This window comes from Mesonia mobilis DSM 19841 (assembly GCF_000423405.1).
Lineage (GTDB): Bacteria > Bacteroidota > Bacteroidia > Flavobacteriales > Flavobacteriaceae > Mesonia > Mesonia mobilis.
In genome coordinates this window covers 440,468-460,945 of the sequence record NZ_AUHX01000001.1, presented here as the reverse complement: position 1 = coordinate 460,945, position 20,478 = coordinate 440,468, and the positions used below count along the sequence as shown (strand labels likewise).

Below are 20,478 nucleotides of genomic sequence, written 5' to 3'. Positions count from 1 at the left end.
CTCCAGTGCTCCTTTTTAGATTATGGAATAATTAGAATAACTCAATAGGATTAGGGTTATTCGTATTTTTGGCAACAGTTAAGTCTTCATCATCAAAAACTTGATATTCTGTTCCATTAGGCTCTAATTGAACTCTACAATTTAATGTTCCTGCTCCGCATTGCATTTCAGAAATACGAACTACTCCGGCATCGGTAGAGATAAAATCAAAATCCGGATTTACTACAGTTCTAGCTGTAGTAAAGGACATCGCGGTTGTAAAGATTACCGCTAACAACGGAATTAAAAATTTACTTTTCATAATATTGAATTTTTAAATGAATAATATGCCTACTATTTTATACAGGTGTTCAGCTTCCTCCTGGTTTTGTTGCGCAACAAAACAGGTAATACTATTTTATTTTTAAACCTCGTAACTGTAATAAACCTATTAGAAATACAAATAAGCTTAGTGTAAAGTATAAGTGACCATACCAACCCAGTAGCGGTAGAACAGTCCTACAGGTACAGGGGATTTCTTCTTGAAAGAATAAGAGGTTGATCAAATATCCGCTATAGACTATCAATACTATCAAAGAGATATACAGACCAATATTTTTCTTAGGATAAAACAAAAAAGTAAAAGAGGTGGTTATTTCCACGAGAGGAATCCCCAAACTTAATCCTTCAATAATAAGCTGGTTTTCGATATTGGTTGAATTCAGTAAGGTATGGTAGAAAAGATCCCCTTCCCATAATTTTTTTAAACCGGTATAGAGAAATAATATTCCTACTATAAGTGTAGAAATTTTTAAGATGTACTTTTTGGTTTCCATAACCTTTTCTTTTAATGAGGTTAAAGTTAAGGAAGCGAAAATGTTCTTAAGGGATAAAAAACTGTCTATAAAGGATTTATTATTGTTTAACCCTAAAACACACTAAATTTAATTATTACCATTTCTGAATTTTTTAGGGGATTTTCCATATTTCTTTTTGAATGCTTTTAAAAAATGGGAGTAGTCTTTAAAACCAAATTGAAAGGATATTGATTTTAAGGGAAGTTGGGTACTTTCAATTAATGTTTTAGACATTTCAAGACGCTTTTCTAAATGAAATTTAAATACAGTAATTCCATAAATGGTTTTGAATCCTTTCTTTAGTTTATATTCGTTTAGATTGGCACTTCGAGCAATGATTTGCAATGGCGGCAAGCTCTGATGCAGATTATCTAATATATACTGATGTACCTCTCTAATTTTGAGAATATCATTTTGTACCTGTTTCTTTTTCAATTTTTTATCTTCCGCTTCAGAATTATCAGGTTCAATTTGAGAAACTTTTATAAATTTTAAGGGTAATAGTCTAAAAAAATAGAATCGTTCGCGTTGATTGACAATCAAATGACAATATCCCCAAACTTTCAATTCCTCATTGTGTTTAGTCATAAAAGTCAAGATAATTTTAACCGGAGTAAAAGTCTGTCCCGTGTGAAAATTAGAATTCACCAAATGCTGAAGTTCTAATGCAGAGCTTTTGGTTAAAAATTGCGATATTTCCTTGTTAAGGATCTCATTATGACTATTAAATAAATGAGAGAATCGACAATTAATAGCTTTAATATTCAATTGATTATCAAGTACGAAGGTATAGGGGTCAGTCATATTTTTCTCACCAAACGAGTTCGAACTGATAAAAAAATTACTTAATTCTTCGCCTAGCATATTCAGCATCATCGCTAAATCTGAACCATCTTCCTGAAGATCTGATTCATTTATTCTATAGGCAAAATTTCCTTGGGCAAGCTGCATAATAGCCTCATATAATTTCTCTAGGTTCTTTTTTTTGATCTTACTCATCGTTTATAAAGTTTTAAAAAATCTAAGGCTTCATCCTGCTCTGAAAAAACTTTTGTAGGAATAAGTGGTTTATTGACTTTAATGAAAAATTGAATAAGACTTCTTTCGCTATCTTTAGAAATGAAATAAGCGACCGCCTTTAATCCCAAGGAGCCATGAATAGCTAAGTAGTGTCTTGCCTGTTCGTCAGGAAATACCATTTTGCGTATATCACAAAAGGCAGGTAAAACTCTTTCTCCTTGAAAATATAAACGATCCTCAACTACTTGCTGAGCGATTTTAAGGTTAAAAGTCTGGAATGCTTTATATTTACAGTAAATAATACCATCCTTAATATCAAATTTCACATATTCACTCTCCCAGGAATTCATAAATATTACCTATTAGAAGTTACTTAAAATTACATTTTAACGAATAAATATACATTTTATCGATAAAAAAGGTCTTTAAGGGATTAATAAAGGTATATAACGGATTCATTTATGTTTTGAGAGAATTAGAGGTAAAGCTTTGAAATATAATTCTGTAGCTTTCATTTTCTACCTAATAGTTATGAGATGATGAAAGATTATGAAAAAGTTATAAAAGAGTTTGAATACAAACTTCAAGGACTTCAGCAAAAAAAATTGGAACCTATTAAATATATGGTTTCAGGGATTAGTTTATGTAATAAAACGCTAGCCAAACTTAAAAGTTTAGTAGAAGAATTTGATTTTGAAACCATTCCCGGTGAGATCCACTTCTTCAAGCATTTAAAATCCATTCCTATGAGTCAATTGATTCTTTTTACGGAAATGCGTACCTGCGAATTACAGAAACCTAAAGCGGGAAGGCAGTATAAAATTAATTTTTTGGAAAAAGAACTTAAAAAAATCAATAAATTCTTTTATCGTAATTCCGATTTCGTTTACTATATGGAAATGGATTATAGTTACCTAGACCATCAGTTTTTTTCACGTACCCATCGCTCAAAATTTCCGGTTAGCCCACTTACCGATTACTATCAGTTTCCGGAGTTTTCAACCTCCCACGATATGCTTTGGGCAAAAGTAAAAGCCATGTATCAATTCATACATTACTTAAGGGAATCTTTAGAAGAACTAAAGCCGGGGCAAACCAAGAAATATGAACAGAAAAAGCATCAAGTTTTAGTATGGACAGCTTCCAAGACAGCACTGATTGAACTCATTTATGCGCTCTATTCCGATCAATGTGTGAATCACGGAGCAGCTGATTTGAAAATGATTACTTCCAGCTTTGAAGATTTTTTCAATATCAAACTTGATCAAATTTATAAAACCTATTCAGAGATAAAGGAAAGGAGGGGAAGTAGAACTAAATTTCTTGATGAATTGATTATTCATCTTCAACATAAAATGGATAAAGAAGAAGGCTTCGAAAAAACGTAGTTACGATTCGAGCTACTTCTTAAATTTTTTGATAGAAAAATCCCTAGAGGATTAAAATTAAAGCCTAAATCATCGTATTTGGGCTTTTTTGTATCTATTTAGAGAGGATGTTAAAGTTTGTCGTAACTGCGATTCATCTTGGGATAAGAACCCGTAAAAAGATTCAAAATTTGTAATGAAAGTCAAATCAACGGTTGATGGAACCGTTCTATGAATAGAGCAAATTCATCAGCCAAATTTAAGTGAGTACCTGAATAGGTGATAGTAGGAGGGTACTCGCTTTTTTAATTTAAAAACAAATATTATGTCAGCAACTATCATTACCACCGATGATCTTCGAGAATTTAAACTTGAACTTCTTGAGGAGATCCAAGAATTACTATTAAAACAATACTCAACTACTTCGAAGAAATGGTTACGGTCAAAAGAAGTTCGTGAACTTTTAGGAATTTCCCCCGGCACCCTTCAGAATTTACGAATTAACGGCACGCTACCTTATACTAAAATTGGAGGTGTTCTCTATTATGATGAGGAAGAAATCAATGCTGTTTTAGAGAAAAATAGAATACATCATACCTTTTGATTTTGGAAGCAGTAAATTACATCAAACATCTCAATCGCGTATTTGCGCTTTTTTCTCGAGATAATCGACTAAATCCTTCGCACATCAGTCTGTATCTTGCCCTTTTTCAATTTTGGAATGTCAACTACTATAGCAGTGAATTTTTTATTAATCGCCAGGAAGTGATGAACCTGGCTAAAATTGGTTCTAAATCCACTTACCATCGATGCATCAGAGAATTGAGCCATTGGAGCTATTTGGTTTATATGCCTTCCCATAATCCTTGGAAGGGTAGCAAAATTAAGATGTTCAATTTTGGGACAAGTAGTGAACAAGTATTAGACCTCAACCATACTAAAAATAGGACAAGTAGTGAACAAGCATTGGTATCTATAATAAAACATATACAAACTATAGAAAACATTAAAAACAATAAAAAAACAGAAATTTTTGAAAATTTAAATTTTTCGGAAAATGAAAACACTGAAAAACTTAACCTAGATGTCCCGAATCAGGACAACCTTAGAACTAGTGATGATAAAAATTATGATGAACCCTTATGAATTTTAAATCACCACATATCATTCAGGAAGGTGGAGTTGCTTATGAAATAGGAAAAATCTACGGAAAAGAAATTCGTTATGATTTTAAAAAAATGCAAGTCTACCTGGAGGCTAAAGGTAAATTGCTTTTCGGGGAAAAATTTAAATTATACCGAGAGGATCGAGAGATTATCTACAAGCTTTGTTCATACCTCATTAGGGATAAGGAAAATTGTGAAAAATTCGAAATAGATGTCCATAAAGGGATTTTATTATCCGGACCCGTGGGTTGTGGAAAAACAAGTTTAATGAAGCTTTTAAAATTTCTGGTTCCACAGCAACGTCCTTATGAGATGATTCCTAGTAGAAATGTGGTGTTTAGTTTTAACCATCTTGGTTATAAGGCCATTGAAGATTACGGCAATTCCAATTTTTTCTGTTTTGATGACCTGGGTATTGAGCCTTACGGTAGATTCTACGGAAAGGATTGTAATGTGATGGGAGAAATCCTGCTTTCAAGACATGAACTTTATTTAAATACCCACAGAAAGCTAAAAACTCACGTGACTACTAATCTTAATGCAGAGGAACTGGAAGAGCGCTATGGGAATCGCGTTCGAAGTAGGATGCGGGAGCTTTTTAATTTGATTGCCTTTAGCAAGGATGCAAAAGATAAAAGAACGTAAATATGAAGAGCCTCCAAGACTTTTGGATAGAAAATTGACGTTTTTAGAGATGATTATCCTTATCACTTTTTCGGTTATCAACAGCAATTTTCAAAACGATCATTTATTTTAAGATGATTTAGAACCATATTACAACAATGAATAGCAAATAGAATGTTATTCACAGATTCCTGACGTTTAGCATAATAAAGAGCTGAATATCATAGCTTTACTTTATCAATTTCAAGTATCACAAAAATCTTATTTGATATGAAAAAAGCTATTTATGTTTCACTTTTATTACTCTTTTTCACAGGATCGGCCTGGGCACAAATCGGAGGAATTGAAAATTCCGTGAATGATATTTCAGATACTATTCGAGCGATCTTTCCCATTATCCTTGGAGTCATTTTTTTAGTAGGTTTCCTGTTTAACGCCGGTCACTTTTTTGGAGAAAATGCAGATCTTAAAAAGGGGATCACCCGGGTACTCATCTTTGTTCTTATTGCGGGAGCGGTAGTTGGGATTTTTACGTACCTGATAGGAATAGTGGTCTAATGAAACAATTTAAACCCTATCGGGATATTCGAAAAAAAGCGGTCATCTTCGGTTTGCCCTTAAACCTCTTTGCGCTGCAGATGTTATCGGTGATCGGCTCTTTGATGGTAATTATTTTCTCTTTTGGAATGTTAACCATTCTAACCGCAATTGCCTGGAACTGCCTTCTTTTTATAGGGCTTAACAGGTTTTCAAAACAACCCCATTTAGGATTTTTAAAAAAATCTTTTCCTAAACGAATTAGTAATAAACGCCAATCAACTCTTGACTATGAATGAATTTAATCTCTCTTCACATTATCCCATTTTAGATATACAGGATAATTTAGTTTTTGCTGCTAATGGAAATCTGGTGATCGGTTATGAATTGCAGCTTCCGGAAATCTATTCGCTTTCAGAAAAGGATTTTGAAGCACTGCACGCCCAATTTTTTCAAGCTATCAAAAGCTTACCGGTGGGCACCATTGTGCATAAGCAGGATCTCTATAGAAAATCAATTTATAAAGGAAAGCAGCTTCAACGAGAAACGTTTTTACAAAAGTCTACCTATCACTATTTTAAAGGGAGAAACTATCTAGAACATCAGAGTTACCTGTATTTTATTTTGCCGGCCTCTAAAACCACTAAGGCTAGTGGGGATATCAATCCTTTTAAAACTGTAAAAACAGATTTTTATAAGAAGATAAAAGCTAGGGCACAGGCGTTTCAGCACGCCGTATACGATGTGATCGCTTTTGTTCAAAATTCCAAAAAAATAGAGATACAACCATTACATTCTTCATCATTTCATCAGCAAACTCAGCGTTACTTTAATGGGTTTAATGAACATGTAGATACTGATATCGAGTTAAGCAAGGAAATCAAAATCGGGAAGTATTATTTTGATGTATTGGCTATTAATAGCGAATTATGTTTTGGTGATACGTTGCAAACCAGTAAAATCAATGAAGAATTTACTTCGGACGATTTCAGTTTTCATCAGGGGTTTATCGATGGTTTAGGACTTAATCTCCACGAAAACCATATGGTCAACCAAGTCTTGTTTCTTGATGATAAACATCGATGGAGAAAACTTTTGGAGAAAAAAGTAACTGCGCTTCAAAAAAGCGCAAATTTTGGAACCCAAAACAAAGTGATTCTTGAAAAAATAAAGCATATTCTGGATAGGATCAATAAAGATGAACAATCGCGAATTATTCGAGGACAGCTCAATGTCATTTATTGGAGTGAAACATTAGAGCAGTTAAAATCTATTTCCTCCCAAATAAAAGGTGAATTCAAAGAATTGGATATGATTCCTTATGCTCCTAAAGGAGATGCACGAAAGCATTATTATCTAAATTCCTATTTCTGCTACTCTAGTAATTTTACCGATGAAGATCTATACGTGAGTGATTTGAAACACGCCCTTTGTTTATGGATACAAAGCACCAATTATAAATCAGACCAACAAGGGGTAATTTTTAATGATCGTCAACATAACTTACCCATCTTAAAGGATGTATGGGATCAAAAGAAAAAAAGAATTAAGGCAAGAAATTTCGCCATTTTTGCACCCACGGGGGAAGGAAAATCTTTTTTGGCCAATAACATCCTTCGACAGTATTTCGAAGACAAGGTACGATTGGTGATCATCGATTTGGGGGGGTCTTATTCCAAGTTTGCAAAACTATACCCTGACGAGCATATTATTTTACGCTATCAGCACGGAGAAAGTTTAGGAATTAATCCATTTTATATTTCAAGTGAGCAAGACCTGACCCCGGAGCGATTGGAAGACTTAAGTGTTTTTCTGTTAGAGTTGATGGCGGAAGGAGCCAAGGTCTCTAAGGCAAAACAGGTAGCCATGAAGAAGGTGCTATTGTATTACTATAAAGAAATCAGAAAAGAACATTCTCTGAGTTCTCTTTATGATTTTGTAGATCATCATAAAGACCACTTTCATCAACTGCTTGGTATACGGGAAAGTTATTTCAGTATTTATGATTTTTTACATATTCTATCAGAGTATGTAGGTGATGGTCTATATAGTTTTCTATTTGAGGTTGGTGAAGACCAGACATACAGGATTGAGGATAAGCAGATGATTATCTTTGAGTTAGACGAGGTAAGAGATAACAAAGAAATCCTCTCGGTGATGTTAAAGCTAATTAAATCGGCCATTCAACGCACGATTTGGCGAAATCGTTCTGAACGTGGAATCATTTTGTTTGATGAGTTTGCCAAACAATTGAAATTTCAAAATGTGTTGGAGAGTGTGGAGTTTTACTACCAAGCTATTCGAAAACAAAATGGAGCCATCGGTATTATTCTTCAATCGATTAATCAATTACCTAAAAACGCTACTTCGGCTAGTATTTTGGAAAATACTCAAGTGGTTTATAGCCTTAGAAATGAAAAAGGTTACGATGACCTACAAAAAAGACTGAACCTTTCCAGTCACGATCTGAATCAGTTAAGATCCATCCGGAATCGTCTCACCGGTGATAGAAAATATACAGAAATGTTTATCAAAATAGGGAAGGAGAGCAATATTTTTCGTCTAGAGGTTCCTCCTGAGGTATACGCGGCTTACCTCACCGATGGGGAAGAAAGCGATCAAATTCTTAAGCTATTCCAAGAATCGGGGAATATGGAACAAGCTATTCAGGATTTTCTTCAACGTAAAAATTAAATCTTAAAACTTATAGAAATGAACAATCTTATATCACCACCGCTTCGAAAGATTACCATCATACTATGTTTGGCTTTTCTAATGCCAAGCATAGCAATGTCACAGGGAATGCCTGTATATGATAATACAAATTTCATCAGCCTGGCCAAGCAGTTGGTGGAGTCAGCAAAACAAACTACAAATCTTTTAAAGACGGTAGAATTTTTAAAACAACAAAAGGAACGTATTGAAAAGGTAAGTAATGTGATTCAGCAACTAGATGCGGTCAGTAACCTTATTCAAAACAATCAGCAACTTTACCAGTTGGTTCAACAGGATTTACAGGAAATCTTAAGTTCACCTTATATCAAACCGGAAGAAGTTGATCAGGTAAGTGAATCATTTGATGAAATCCTGCAACGCTCCACTCAAAATGTAAATTACATCGATAAAATTTTAACCAGTGACTATTTAAAAATGAGTGATGGAGAACGGGCAGCCATACTTAAAGCCCATGAAGAAACTTCCTCGGAGATGTTAGCGGAAGTAAATAACAAAACACGAAGATATCACAGCATTATATCATTTCGAAAAATGCAGGATAAAATCAATAATCGTGAAACCGATTTCTGATGAGTATAGGTTTAGAATATATCGATACGGTATTCCAGACGATTAAAGAAAGTGACTTTTCTCAATATACCATCACAGGTATGAAGACGCTTGCCATATTGTTCTTTCTGGTCAATATTTTAAAAAAATATAATGAAGGAATGGCAAACACTGATGGTCAAACTTGGGGTCTTCGTCCTAATGAACTTTTTAAGAACTTTATCATTGTGCTATTAGTGATCTTTTCCACTGAAATTCTGGGGGTCTTTGATGGTATTCTGGTTTCTATAGAAAGTCAATACAGAACTACGGCACCGGCACTGATGCCATTACAATTAAGTGATGTCGATTTGGAAAAAGATGTAGGTGCCATTGAAGCCACAAAAAAGGCGATGGCCGTGCTTTACGAAGCTTTGGTGACCCCACTTTTTGGTTTAAAAATGATTGCATTTATTGCCGGGGTCATTCTTTGGCTATTGGATTTATTTATCTATCCCTTATTTCTGGCTGAACGCTATTTTTTATTGGGGCTGATGCAAGCGTTTTTTCCACTTGTCATTAGTCTGGCGGTCTTTGAGAAATTTCGAAACTTGGCGTACCAGTTTTTTAAATTGTATACCGGAGTCTATATGTTGGTGCCTGCCTTCTTTTTGGTAAACATTTTCATTAATAACCTTTATACAGAAATAAATTCAAGCTTTTGGAATGATCTCTTTGGTACCGATTGGGGAAGTGAATTTTTTGCCCCGCTTATTGAGCTGGCTTCCATAGGATTTATCGTGCTTTTAAAATTCAAATTATATAAAAAGTCAAGCTCCTTTGTATTACGTCTTTTTACCGGAGGATAAAATCAATTCATAAAATTATGAAAACACCTTATACCAATATCTATAAAGTTCTCAGGACAAATCGTTTTGTCGTATTAACGGTCGTCATCGGTGCTTCCTTATCGATGATTGCATCGGGATTCTTTGCCTACCGAATTTTTAAACAAAGTCAGCAAAGTGCATTTGTGATTAATGATCAAGGACAAGTAATCCCCTTACAGCTTATTGAGCATCGGGAAAATCTCGAAGTAGAAGCTAAAGCACATTTAGAAATGTTTCACCGTTATTTCTATCAAATCAATGCCAATAATTTTGAGCGAAATATGGAAAAGGCATTATGGCTTGGGGATAACTCGATAGCGGAACTCTATCGTCAAAAAAAAGCCGAAGGAATTTATAATCGCTTATTGCAATACTCACTTATTCAAAAAATAAGTGCTATACATTCAGAAATATCTTTAAAAAATGGCGAAATCAATTTTATGACCACCACCCGGTTTAGTATTACCCGGGGCGAGGCTACCGATTCCTATGAAATTAAAACCAGCGGTCGACTGATGAAGGTGGATCGAAATTTTCCACACAATCCCCACGGGTTAATCATTAAAAATTTTTATGAACAAAGTTTAACTAAAATACATAGCCATGAAAGTACAAAAGAATAAAATCGTAATGATAGTAATATTACTAAGTGTGGTATTGTTTATCGTAGGGTATTCCATTATCACCTTTGGAAAACAGGAAGAAGATTCCTTAGAAGATAAACAGCCTCCAGTTCCGCAATTAGAAAAAGATCCTGAACAGTACAATACAAAAATGGAAGCATTGGATCATCTGGAGGAAGAAAGAATCGAGCATATTCCAGAAGTTTATAACGAAGATTTGTTTGATACTACCGGGACCTATCGGGAAGATCAATTGGCTTATGAAAAACAACAGTTGATCGATAGTGTCTATCAACAATATTCAGATAATTCCAGAATAAGACAAGCTGGAAATAATACCAGTACCCTCAATCCTTCTCAAAATACATTGGAGGAAGAGAAGCAATTAGAACAATTAGAAGAATTAGGTTTAGAACATCAATTGTTCTTTGCCGCTAATGGGGTAAATACTGTTTCAACAATGAAAGGCAGAACAGATGAAATCATACCGGTGAGTGTTGATGGCGAACAAAAAATCAGTACTAATGAAAGATTATCCCTGCGCTTAGGTAAAAAATCCTGGATAGGAGGAAAACAGTACTTTAAAAATACACCTATTTATGCTACCGTTAATTTTGCTCCTAATAGAACTTTACTGAAAATCACCCATATTCAAGAAAAAGAAGTACAACTAAATGCCTTTGATCTACAAGACGGAGGGGAAGGGGTTTATTTGAAAAATAGCTTTCAACAAGAAGCTACACGGGAAGTACTCGACCAGACGGTAGGTTCTATTAATATTCCAACGGTGCCTCAAGTCAGCGGGCTTAAAAACTTATTTAGAAGAAATAATCGAAATGTGAAAGTAACCATCTTGGATCAATATCAAATGAATTTAAAACCCGTAAAACAATAAATTATGAAAAATCTAATTCTAAAATTTCTACTACTGTTCTCAAGTTTTACCACTTTTGCATTCTCTGATCCGGACACGCTATATGTAAATAATTATAAAGCAGTAGCGTTGTTCTTCCCATCGCCAATCAAACAAGCAATTACCGGAAATAATCATTTTACGTTTACCTATAATAGAGAGGCACCTCAATACCTGGGACTTTTGCAAGGAATAGATGGCGAAGACGGGAATTTATTAGTGATTACCGTTGATGGTAATGTATTTAGCTACATTGTTAAATACAGCGATGATTTAAAGCAGCTTACTTATTTTATACCTAAGAAGAAGCGAGTGGGAACCGAGCACGCTTTACTCCAAAAAAAACTATCTGCTTTTGAAAAAGACTCGGTCGGCAGACAACAGGAATATTTTGAAAGATATAGCGAATATCTTTTAACTTCTTCTTCTCAGCATATCAAAACTAAACGCCGATCAGGTATTAAACTCAAAATGGAAAGACTGGCCTATAGTCGTGATCAAACTTATCTAGTTATAGAAATTAAAAATAAATCAGGGATTGCATTGGAGTTAGAATACTTAGAACTTTTTAGGGTTCAGGGAAATCAAAAAAGAAAATCCTCTTACCAAAAGCTTTCTTTAACTCCTATTTTAAAATATAAAGTGCCCGATAAAGTGTACCATAGTCAAAGTTTTAGGTTTGTTTATGTTTTCCCGAAATTTGTGTTAGGAGAAGATGAGAAACTTCAATTAGAACTTCAAGAGAAAAAGGGGAGAAGGAAATTAATTTTAAATGCTAAACTATAAAAAAAAGACCGGCAATTTTGTCGGTCTTTTTAAATTAAATCATTGGTATTACCACCAAATATTAGCTCTGTGATATACTTGACAAGTATAAAAAAGAATTATGTGCAATAACTATATTTAGTTTGAGAAATAAATCTTGAAAAAGTTTTGCGAAAGATTCTTTTCAATTCAATATTTATTCCTATCAATTTTTAATTATATAAAAGTTAATTAAAAATTAAAATCATTAAATTTGCTAACAGGGATAATTTTTTTATTTCCTTTATAAAATATAGACGAGAGTAAAAAGTCATACTGGTTCACAATTCGGTTCACAATTGCAAGGATGCTTTAGCTAAGATTAATAAATACAAAGGTTTTCAAATAGGTTCGAATCCTGGTGCGATCACTTTATAAGTTTAAAACCCTCTGATTTTCAGAGGGTTTTTTGTTTGCAATTTGCTTAAGTGTTAGAGTAAAGTGGGGTATGTCTTAACGTTTAAAATTACTGGAACGTCGCGTAATCTATTTCATCTAATTTAAAATAAAATTTCTTCGCACGTACCAACTCTCTTTTTTGGTCAAAAATTTTTGCCTCCAAATCTTGCATTTCATCCATCGATAAGTCTTCAGAAGGAATATTCGAATTTTTAAAAATTTCTTTTTCTAAAACTTGAATACGATCTTCTAAAAGCTCTCTTAAATAAACTTTCATCTAACGTAAAATATAATGTGTGATTAATTATGAAGTCTAAATTTAATTAATTTGTATCACATAGTATTTATAAAATCGATGATGTGTAATAATTTTCGATAAATAATATCAAATAATCACTTGTAACTACATTGTGTATATAAATAATTACAAATTATTTTCTATCTATTTTGTATATTAATTAATAATTTATAAAAACTTTAAATTTCGTTATGAGTATTAACTAATTCATTTACAGTATATTGAAAATAAAAACTATGGAAAATTTAAAATTGGCAATTATTTATTACAGTTCAACAGGAACAAACTACACTTTAGCTCGAGAAGCAGAAACTGCAGCTAAAGATCTAGGTGTAGAAAATATTCGGTTTAAAAGAGTAGAAGAAACCGTTCCTGAAGAAGTGATTAAAGAAAACGAAGACTGGCACAATCATTACCAAGAAACAAAAGAGATAGAAACAGCTACCGTAGAAGATCTAGATTGGGCAGATGCAATTATTTTTAGTTATCCAACACGCTATGGCGATGCTCCTTCACAATTTAAAAGTTTAGTAGATTCTACCGGCGGACTTTGGCAAAACGGTAAATTAGTAAATAAAGTAGTTACAGGAATGACGAGTGCAGCCAATCCGCACGGAGGTCAAGAAGGTACGCTACTTTCTTTATACAAAACGATGATGCATTGGGGAGCAATTATTGCTGCTCCAGGTTACTCTGATCCCGTAATTTTTGAAACGGGAGGAAATCCTTACGGATTTAGTATAGTAGGAGGAAGCGATCTCGATGGGAAACAAAAACAAGCTATCGCTGCTCAAGTAAAACGAGCTTTGGAAATAACCGAAAAAATTAATAATTAATTATTACGAGAAAGGGAAGCAAAATTTGCTTCCCTTTTTTATACTTCCCAATACTTTAATCGATAAGCGCTATCCCAAAACATAAATTCTAATTTGCTTGCAGCAACAAATGCATCCGTCATTTTTTGTTGTTGAATTTCGGTACAATTTTCTGCGACCAAATCGCAAATTTCTTTTGCTTTTATCACTAAAGTTTCAAATTCTTCACCGGCATAAGTGTCGATCCATTTTTGGTAGGGATTATTTTCTTTCAACTGATTTTTATAAATATAATCTCCTACTTCTTGATAAATCCAAAAACAAGGTAAGACTGCCGCCATCGCAACCTCAACTTGGTCTAAAGCTGAAGTACTTTTTAGGAAATTAATATAATGATGCGTTGTCGGTTCAATATTTCCTCTATTTACTAAACCAAATTCCTGAAAATAAGAATCATGTAAGGCTTTTTCAACCACGATCGCTCCTTCAGCAAATCGAATAAAATCTAAAGAGTGATCTATGCGTTCGGCTCTAGCACCGATCAAGGCTAAACTTCGGGCAAAATTTTCTAAATAATAAGAATCTTGCCCCATATAAAATTGAAATTTTTCAAGTGGAAGCGTTCCGTTTTGAAGCTCTTTTATAAAATGCATTTCAATTATTTTCTGGTAAATCGTTTCAATAGATTTCCAAGATTTATCTGTCCATTTCATTTTTGATAAGTTTTTGCGGATTAAAAAAGTGATTTACCGGTCCGTTACCTTTACCTATGGCAACATCTTTTCCGTGGTAAATGGCTTGATGAATATATTCTTGCCCTAAACTTACTGCTTCCAACAAGGATTTTCCTTGTGCTAAATACGAAGCAATTGCCGATGAAAGCGTACAACCTGAACCGTGCGTGTTGTTGGTTTCATATTTAGGAAATTCGAAACTCTTGATGTTTCCGTTAGGTGAAAAATATAAAGAGGTCAGTTTTTTAGATTTTAAATGTCCGCCTTTCAGCAAAACAGATTGACAACCGAGTTCCATAATTTTTTTACCTGCAATTTTCATTTCTTCCACCGTTTCAATCTTCATTTCGGCTAAAATTGCAGCTTCATCAAGATTGGGCGTGATCACATTTGCGATAGGAAATAATTGCTGAACAATACTTTGTATCGTTTCATCTTCAATTAAATGATCACCACTTGTGGCCACCATTACCGGATCGAAAACGATCGGTAGGTTAGGGTAGTGGCTTAATTTTTCAACGATAGTTTCCACTAATGTAGAAGTATGTACCATCCCGATTTTTACAGCATCAGGAAAAATATCTTCTAAGATCGTTTTAATTTGTTCGCCTACTACTTTCTCCGGAATACTGAAAATAGATTTTACACCTGTGGTGTTTTGTACCGGCAAGGCGGTTAGGGCAGAAGTAGCATAGCAACCTAAAGCCGAAATGGTTTTCATATCGGCCTGAATCCCTGCGCCGCCGCTTCCGTCAAATCCTGCAATAGTCAAAACGGATGGATATGTATATTTTTTAGAATTCATTATTTTTCGATTTTATTTCTTAATTGTTCTGCTGCTTTTGCAGGGTTTTGAGCAGCGCAAATAGCTGAAACCACTGCAATACAATCGGCTCCCGCTTTTATCACTTCATTTGCATTTTCAATCTTCATATTTCCAATAGCAACGAGTGGTTTTTGAGATAACGAACGTATTTTTTCTATGCCCGATAATCCCCACTCAATAATTGTGTCGGTTTTGGTGTCGGTTTTAAATACCGGACTCACACCTAAATAATCGGCAGTTTTGGTTTCTAAAGATTCTAATTGTTGTAAATCTTCAATTGAATAACCTAAACATTGTACGTTTTCCCAGCGTTCACGAATTTGAGTTGGAGGAACATCTGAAGTCCCAACGTGAATCCCAAAAGCTTCAACTTGCCGAGCAACTGCCAGATTATCATTGATAATTAGCGGGACTTGATAACGATCTAAAATTTCTTTCAACTGAAAAGCTTTCTGCTGAAATATTGCTGTGGAAGCATTTTTCTCTCGTAATTGAACTAGATCTACGCCGCCTTTTACGGCTTGTTCAGCTACGGTTAAAAAATGATCATGTTTGCAAGCTTCTTCAGAAATGACCAAGTATAATTTATAGGGAAATGAATTAACCACGTTTTACTTCAATTTTTAAAGTAGTTGAAAATTCAGTTTCAGTGAGGTTGTAGAGTTTATCTAAGATATTTAATTGTAAACTTCCCGGGCCTTTACTTTCTTTTGCGGCTAATTCTCCCACAACGCCAAGTAATGCCATCGCAGAAGTTACTGCTTCAGCTTTATCTTTAATAATTGCTGAAAACGCCGCGACCAATGCAGTTGCAGAACAACCCATTCCGGTGATTTTTGCCATTAACGCATTTCCGTTAGTAAGGTGAATTTCTTTTTGATCATTCAAGATAATATCGATTTCCCCTGAAATACAAATGGTCGTTTGATATTCTTCAGCTAAAAATTTGGCAGCAGCTATAGCTTCGTTACTTTCCGCAGAACTATCTACACCTTTGGTTGGTGTAGTGTTGTGTTTTGCCAGCGCCATAATTTCTGAAGCGTTCCCTCTAATAATAGTTGGTTTCATTTTTAATAAATCGGCAAGAACTTCATCTCGATAAGGGGTTGCTCCGGCGCCAACAGGGTCGAGCACCCAAGGTTTTTGAAGTTGATTGGCTTGCGTTGCGGCTTTTTTCATGGAAGTAACCCAATATTCATCGAGTGTACCGATGTTTACTACCAAAGCTTGGCAGATCTTCATCATATCTTCCATTTCGGGATGTGCGTGCGCCATAATTGGTGAGGCTCCGGCTGCTAACAGAGCGTTTGCCGTGTTATTCATCACCACATAATTGGTAATGCTATGAACTAGGGGAGATTGTGCTCGAAGTTGCGTGATATTCTTCCAAAGAAGGTCTTTCATCATTTAAGTTTTTAAAATTATAAATGGCTGAAGGACGAATTCCTTTAGAACAAGAAGAAACTTTAATTCTAAACTTTTCCCTACGACGGTGTTAACCGAATCAGGTTCAAAGGGACTCTCTCAATTCTTTACAGAATACCCCTAAAGCCAATTCAAATTTAAGGATTATGAGTTGATTTGAAGATATATTCAGTTGAAATTACCGAAGAAAAATAAATCCATAAAAAAAGCGTGAATTTAAATTCACGCTTTTGATAATTTTTATAATTAAGGTTAGAACTTAAATCCTAAAGTAAACATTACTCGGTTACCGTCTTCACTATGATAGAATCCTAAATTCCCGGTAAAGGCTTGAAAACCGTTAAGGAACACAGAACCACCGTAACTGTTATGCCAATCGTTGCTATCGTCGTTTTCTTCCCAAACGCGACCATAGTCGAACCCGGCAGTAACTCCCAATCGAAGTGGAATAAAGTTGGTTCTAATTTTTGTAATTCCTACGCGTAAATCTGTAGTTTGAAAGTAAGAGTATTTACCGTTAAAACGTTCATATCGATAACCTCTTAAACTATTATTCCCGCCGATGGTTGCACCGTGATAAAACTCATAATCCTCACCAATAATCGCTCTACCTTTTAATTTGGTTGCCAAAACGGCTAAACCACTTTCGTGTAACGGATAATCGAAAGACACCGTAGGTTCAATATACCCAAATTTGTTGTCATATTCATCGATATTGGTTTTGTAACCACCAACTATTCCAAATTCCATTCCGCGGCGAATAAAAGCTAATTGCCCCGGTTTGTTTTTAAACTGAAATCCAATTTCTCCACCGGCATAAAGTTGGTTGTTAAAAAGCGGATCGTTTTCATCTAATAATCCTGTCACCTCATTGGCGTTATATTCTACCTCGTAAGATTCTATAGAAGGTTTGATGTAAAAACTATACCCAACATCGTCTCTCCAGATTAATGATGGAGCAACACTCCATTGACCAATACCAACTCGGTTATAATCCATCGTTACGGCATCGTCGTCATAAGTTGTATCATTTCCGTAGCCAAAAAAGTTAATGGCATAATTTGGAGTTGTGAAACGAGCGTCGATACCAAAATTCCAATTATAGAAAATGTGTGCAAATTCTCCTGAATAGTCAAATGAAAAACCGTTGGTTGCTGAATAATAACGTGCATCAAATGTATGTTTGGATGAAAATGGATTATTGGTTAAGCCTTGCGTTGTATAAGAATCTCGAAGACCAATTTGAAAACCGGCATCTGGATCGAAAGCAATACTTGGTAAAAGTACGTTTTGAGAGAATTTCTTCTTATTAGGATCGTAAGTATTTACATCGTAAGAATCTACTAACCACTTTTTACCGACATTCTCTAAAGTATTTTTCTTGCTTTTGTAATCGTAAACTTTTGTTTTTCGAGTATTTTGAAAATCGTAAACATCGTTATTTTCACCACCAAGAACATTGATTCTAATGTAGTGATCGCCATCGCCTTCAATTTTAAATTGATCTTCGCCATCTAAACCGTAAAGCCAGATTTCTTTAGTTTCATCTTTGTTATATTCATTATCAAAAACTATTTCACCATCTTCATTAGTCATTTGTATTTGAGTGATCCCGTTTGGCTTACGGGTAATTAGAAATTCGTCGTCGTCTTCTGTACCGATCACAGTTTCAAACTTTTTTTGATAGGTATAGTAACGTTTTGCAATATCTACAATATTACTTCTTCTAGCTTTTAAGTCTTTTTTAATCTGCTCTATACTTTCATCCTGAACATCTTTCGGTAAAGCTGAAAAAGCAGCATCTATTTTACTATCTGTTAAGTTATTTTGAATGTACTCTGCTTGTTCTTTCCATTCTTCCCAAGTAGCGCCATTAATAAAAGCTTTGTCTAAAACATAACCATCGCGGTTTAACCATTTCACGCTTTTAATGTCCGGACCAAAACTCTGCATAGGTCTAAAATCGGGAGCTCCGAATTTTAATAAAGAAACTGCTAAACCATCATATTTAGAAAACGCCTGATCTCGATCTCGAGGGATAGCCTTGTAAACTTTCTTATCTTCGCCTTGCTCAAACTCTGCCCAACGCCATTGGTCGTTGTGACGATCCCAATCTCCTAAAAGCATATCCATTATTCGAGCTCTTATAAAAACCGCCTCATCAATTTGTATGTCTTTAGACTCTCTTTGTTCTAATAACATATCTGCGGTACTTAAAATATCGTCTGCATCTCCAAAATCTTTAAAACTTTTATTTTCATCTCCCACGTGTTCTTCTAACATATAAAGTTTATCGCCATAATCTTCGTTATAAATACCTAAGTTTTCTTGTTTTGGTACATAGTAGATCTTTGGATTTGCGTGGTAAATATCTATCGCTTCCAAAAGATCGTTCACCGCAAAAGGAGCGTAAGGATGTGCTGTTGTATAAAAATCTGAAACTAAATCTTCAGCAATAGTTTCTTTCATATAATCACGTACGTAGTGGTCTTTAATGAATGATTGTAAAAAACGTAAAGCACTTTTCCTTACTTCACGTAAGGTGTATTCGTGATCGTCTTCGCCTTTAATTCTTAAAGATCTGGATTGGTGCCCGCCACCTTCACGAACAGCAACAGGATTACCTGCTAAGGTATCTATAAATAGAACCGGAACTTCGATATCTTTGCTGTACACATTTCTATAATGTTCTCCCCAGAACCATTTATAAAGTCCGCTTTTATCGGTTTCTTCTTTAGAATATACTGATGCTTTATAGGTTTGACCATATTCATTTTTAGAATGGTAGCTTACTTCATCTTCAGAAATACGCTCTCGTTTAATTTGATGCTCACCGATTTTTGTTGAATTGCCATTGGCAACACTATAAAACTCTACTTTAGAGCTTCCATCTTTAAAAACGGTAAGTTTTGCATATCCAATATCTGTTGAAGCGATATGATCGTCTTCATCTTTTTTAGCTTTTTTTGTATTTGTAACCGCTGCGCCGCTAATGATTTGCGGGATACCATCATCTTCTAAGAATTGTAAATTTTTATCGTGACCAGATACAAAAATTACATCTTCAAACTGACTGGCGAGCGTTTCCATTCTTCCGGCAAGTTCTTGACGCCTTTTCCCATAATAAGCTTGTGAACTAAAACCGCCCATTTTTTCAAATAATCCTAATTTGGTAGAAGACATAATTGGGTGATGTACAACGACGATTACAGTTTTACCTTGCGCATCTTTAATATCGTCTTTAAACTCTATAAAAAATTGCTCGCGAGTTTTAATATCACATTTATTATTGATGTAAGGATGCTCGTTCCAATCTTCTAAAAACCATTCAGAATCGACCATGATTAATTCTACTTCATCACTTAAAGTTTCATTTTCGCTTGCACAACCATCGTCTGGCCAAAAATCTGAATTACTGTTATCTTGTAAGAAAGACTCCATATCGTCGATATTCTCGTGTCCTTCTTTATTCCATTCGTTGATTCCTGGCCCAAATATTAAATTTCCATTAAAGTTTGCTAAAGGATTTAACAGTTCTTCAGTGAGATATTGTTTTATTTCTTCTCGTTTTTCTTCATCATCGCGTTGCGGAAAACCATCTTTTGGGGTTAAATTACCAATTAATACAAAAGAGGCATTTTCTGCATTTTGAGAAGCTTTGGTAATTGCTTTTAAAACTTCTTTAGAAGCAGAATTTTTCTTAAAGCCCGTATTTGCTGTAAAAAATAGAGTTTTCGAGACTTCTTTATTGGTTGAAGTTTGTGCAGAAACACTTCCTAAAGAACCTAAAATTGTTAGGAAAAATAGCCATTTGAAACGAAGTAGTTTTTTCATATAAATTTAAATGCGTTTGTTTTTAACATTTCAATTTTCAAAAATTTTCCTTTACCACGGCTAATTTTAACTCATTATAACATTTGATAAAAAATTATTTAGA

23 protein-coding genes and 1 riboswitch are annotated in these 20,478 nt (G+C 34.5%); of the genes, 13 read left to right on the top strand and 10 right to left on the bottom strand.

Translation table 11 applies throughout. From position 1 onward, the window contains the following. Positions 1–31 precede the first annotated feature (31 nt). The 4 genes from G551_RS0102070 to G551_RS0102055 all read right to left on the bottom strand — a co-directional run bounded on the left by G551_RS0102070 (position 32) and on the right by G551_RS0102055 (position 2,206). The gene (locus tag G551_RS0102070; protein ID WP_027884007.1) at positions 32–301 is read right to left on the bottom strand and encodes a DUF6520 family protein; all 270 of its coding nucleotides are present in this window, start codon (positions 299–301) and stop codon (positions 32–34) included. 91 nt (positions 302–392) lie between these two features. After that, entirely contained in the window at positions 393–815 is a 423-nt protein-coding gene (locus G551_RS16635) for a MauE/DoxX family redox-associated membrane protein (RefSeq protein WP_027884006.1), read from the bottom strand. Between the two features lie 108 nt (positions 816–923). Beyond that, on the bottom strand, positions 924–1,835 hold the full coding sequence (locus G551_RS16105) for a helix-turn-helix domain-containing protein (RefSeq protein ID WP_027884005.1): 912 nt from the start codon (positions 1,833–1,835) through the stop codon (positions 924–926). Beyond that, positions 1,832–2,206, bottom strand: coding sequence for a DUF7793 family protein (locus tag G551_RS0102055; RefSeq protein WP_027884004.1), 375 nt, complete (start codon positions 2,204–2,206; stop codon positions 1,832–1,834). Before G551_RS0102055 ends, G551_RS16105 begins: the two co-directional genes overlap by 4 nt. Before the next feature lie 186 nt (positions 2,207–2,392). Here G551_RS0102055 and G551_RS0102050 point away from each other — a divergent pair, with 186 nt between their 5' ends. From G551_RS0102050 to G551_RS0101990, 12 genes are all read left to right on the top strand, one after another. Then, positions 2,393–3,244, top strand: a complete 852-nt coding sequence (locus G551_RS0102050) for an RteC domain-containing protein (RefSeq protein ID WP_229797286.1) — start codon at positions 2,393–2,395, stop codon at positions 3,242–3,244. A gap of 304 nt (positions 3,245–3,548) precedes the next feature. Continuing rightward, positions 3,549–3,827 carry a helix-turn-helix domain-containing protein gene (locus tag G551_RS0102045; protein WP_027884002.1) on the top strand — a complete coding sequence of 93 codons (279 nt, stop codon included), beginning with the start codon at positions 3,549–3,551 and terminating at the stop codon, positions 3,825–3,827. A gap of 2 nt (positions 3,828–3,829) precedes the next feature. Next, complete coding sequence (locus tag G551_RS0102040; RefSeq protein ID WP_027884001.1) at positions 3,830–4,369, top strand: hypothetical protein; 540 nt, start codon at positions 3,830–3,832, stop codon at positions 4,367–4,369. After that, on the top strand, positions 4,366–5,034 hold the full coding sequence (locus G551_RS0102035) for a P-loop NTPase family protein (protein ID WP_027884000.1): 669 nt from the start codon (positions 4,366–4,368) through the stop codon (positions 5,032–5,034). The genes G551_RS0102040 and G551_RS0102035 overlap by 4 nt, the downstream gene beginning before the upstream one ends. A 249-nt stretch (positions 5,035–5,283) precedes the next feature. Next, positions 5,284–5,571 carry a hypothetical protein gene (locus G551_RS0102025; protein ID WP_027883999.1) on the top strand — a complete coding sequence of 96 codons (288 nt, stop codon included), beginning with the start codon at positions 5,284–5,286 and terminating at the stop codon, positions 5,569–5,571. After that, positions 5,571–5,849 (top strand): hypothetical protein, encoded by a 279-nt coding sequence (locus tag G551_RS0102020; protein ID WP_027883998.1) that lies wholly within the window; start codon positions 5,571–5,573, stop codon positions 5,847–5,849. The genes G551_RS0102025 and G551_RS0102020 overlap by 1 nt, the downstream gene beginning before the upstream one ends. After that, positions 5,842–8,244 carry a TraG family conjugative transposon ATPase gene (locus G551_RS0102015; RefSeq protein WP_027883997.1) on the top strand — a complete coding sequence of 801 codons (2,403 nt, stop codon included), beginning with the start codon at positions 5,842–5,844 and terminating at the stop codon, positions 8,242–8,244. Before G551_RS0102020 ends, G551_RS0102015 begins: the two co-directional genes overlap by 8 nt. A gap of 18 nt (positions 8,245–8,262) precedes the next feature. Further along, positions 8,263–8,856 carry a hypothetical protein gene (locus tag G551_RS0102010; protein WP_036243104.1) on the top strand — a complete coding sequence of 198 codons (594 nt, stop codon included), beginning with the start codon at positions 8,263–8,265 and terminating at the stop codon, positions 8,854–8,856. After that, positions 8,856–9,683, top strand: a complete 828-nt coding sequence (locus G551_RS0102005; protein WP_036243103.1) for a hypothetical protein — start codon at positions 8,856–8,858, stop codon at positions 9,681–9,683. The genes G551_RS0102010 and G551_RS0102005 overlap by 1 nt, the downstream gene beginning before the upstream one ends. Positions 9,684–9,700: 17 nt before the next feature. After that, complete coding sequence (locus tag G551_RS0102000; protein WP_027883994.1) at positions 9,701–10,327, top strand: conjugal transfer protein TraK; 627 nt, start codon at positions 9,701–9,703, stop codon at positions 10,325–10,327. Beyond that, positions 10,308–11,222 (top strand): conjugative transposon protein TraM, encoded by a 915-nt coding sequence (gene traM, locus G551_RS0101995; protein ID WP_027883993.1) that lies wholly within the window; start codon positions 10,308–10,310, stop codon positions 11,220–11,222. The genes G551_RS0102000 and traM overlap by 20 nt, the downstream gene beginning before the upstream one ends. A 3-nt stretch (positions 11,223–11,225) precedes the next feature. Continuing rightward, positions 11,226–12,026, top strand: a complete 801-nt coding sequence (locus G551_RS0101990) for a DUF4138 domain-containing protein (RefSeq protein ID WP_027883992.1) — start codon at positions 11,226–11,228, stop codon at positions 12,024–12,026. A 484-nt stretch (positions 12,027–12,510) separates the two neighbouring features. On the opposite strand, the gene G551_RS0101985 is transcribed toward G551_RS0101990, so the two are convergent. Further along, complete coding sequence (locus tag G551_RS0101985) at positions 12,511–12,720, bottom strand: hypothetical protein (protein ID WP_027883991.1); 210 nt, start codon at positions 12,718–12,720, stop codon at positions 12,511–12,513. A gap of 257 nt (positions 12,721–12,977) precedes the next feature. Here G551_RS0101985 and wrbA point away from each other — a divergent pair, with 257 nt between their 5' ends. Next, positions 12,978–13,577 (top strand): NAD(P)H:quinone oxidoreductase, encoded by a 600-nt coding sequence (wrbA, locus tag G551_RS0101980; protein WP_027883990.1) that lies wholly within the window; start codon positions 12,978–12,980, stop codon positions 13,575–13,577. A 38-nt stretch (positions 13,578–13,615) separates the two neighbouring features. On the opposite strand, the gene tenA is transcribed toward wrbA, so the two are convergent. The 5 genes from tenA to G551_RS0101955 all read right to left on the bottom strand — a co-directional run bounded on the left by tenA (position 13,616) and on the right by G551_RS0101955 (position 20,375). Continuing rightward, complete coding sequence (gene tenA / locus G551_RS0101975) at positions 13,616–14,269, bottom strand: thiaminase II (RefSeq protein ID WP_027883989.1); 654 nt, start codon at positions 14,267–14,269, stop codon at positions 13,616–13,618. Then, positions 14,253–15,095, bottom strand: a complete 843-nt coding sequence (gene thiD / locus G551_RS0101970; RefSeq protein ID WP_027883988.1) for a bifunctional hydroxymethylpyrimidine kinase/phosphomethylpyrimidine kinase — start codon at positions 15,093–15,095, stop codon at positions 14,253–14,255. The genes tenA and thiD overlap by 17 nt, the downstream gene beginning before the upstream one ends. Further along, positions 15,095–15,724 carry a thiamine phosphate synthase gene (gene thiE / locus G551_RS0101965; RefSeq protein WP_027883987.1) on the bottom strand — a complete coding sequence of 210 codons (630 nt, stop codon included), beginning with the start codon at positions 15,722–15,724 and terminating at the stop codon, positions 15,095–15,097. The genes thiD and thiE overlap by 1 nt, the downstream gene beginning before the upstream one ends. Further along, a complete protein-coding gene (thiM, locus tag G551_RS0101960; protein WP_027883986.1) occupies positions 15,717–16,520 on the bottom strand; it encodes a hydroxyethylthiazole kinase in 804 nt (267 codons plus the stop codon). The genes thiE and thiM overlap by 8 nt, the downstream gene beginning before the upstream one ends. Before the next feature lie 60 nt (positions 16,521–16,580). Then, positions 16,581–16,673, bottom strand: a riboswitch (TPP riboswitch). Positions 16,674–16,793: 120 nt separating this feature from the next. Then, a complete protein-coding gene (locus G551_RS0101955) occupies positions 16,794–20,375 on the bottom strand; it encodes a metallophosphatase (RefSeq protein WP_027883985.1) in 3,582 nt (1,193 codons plus the stop codon). Between the last annotated feature and the right edge of the window lie 103 nt (positions 20,376–20,478).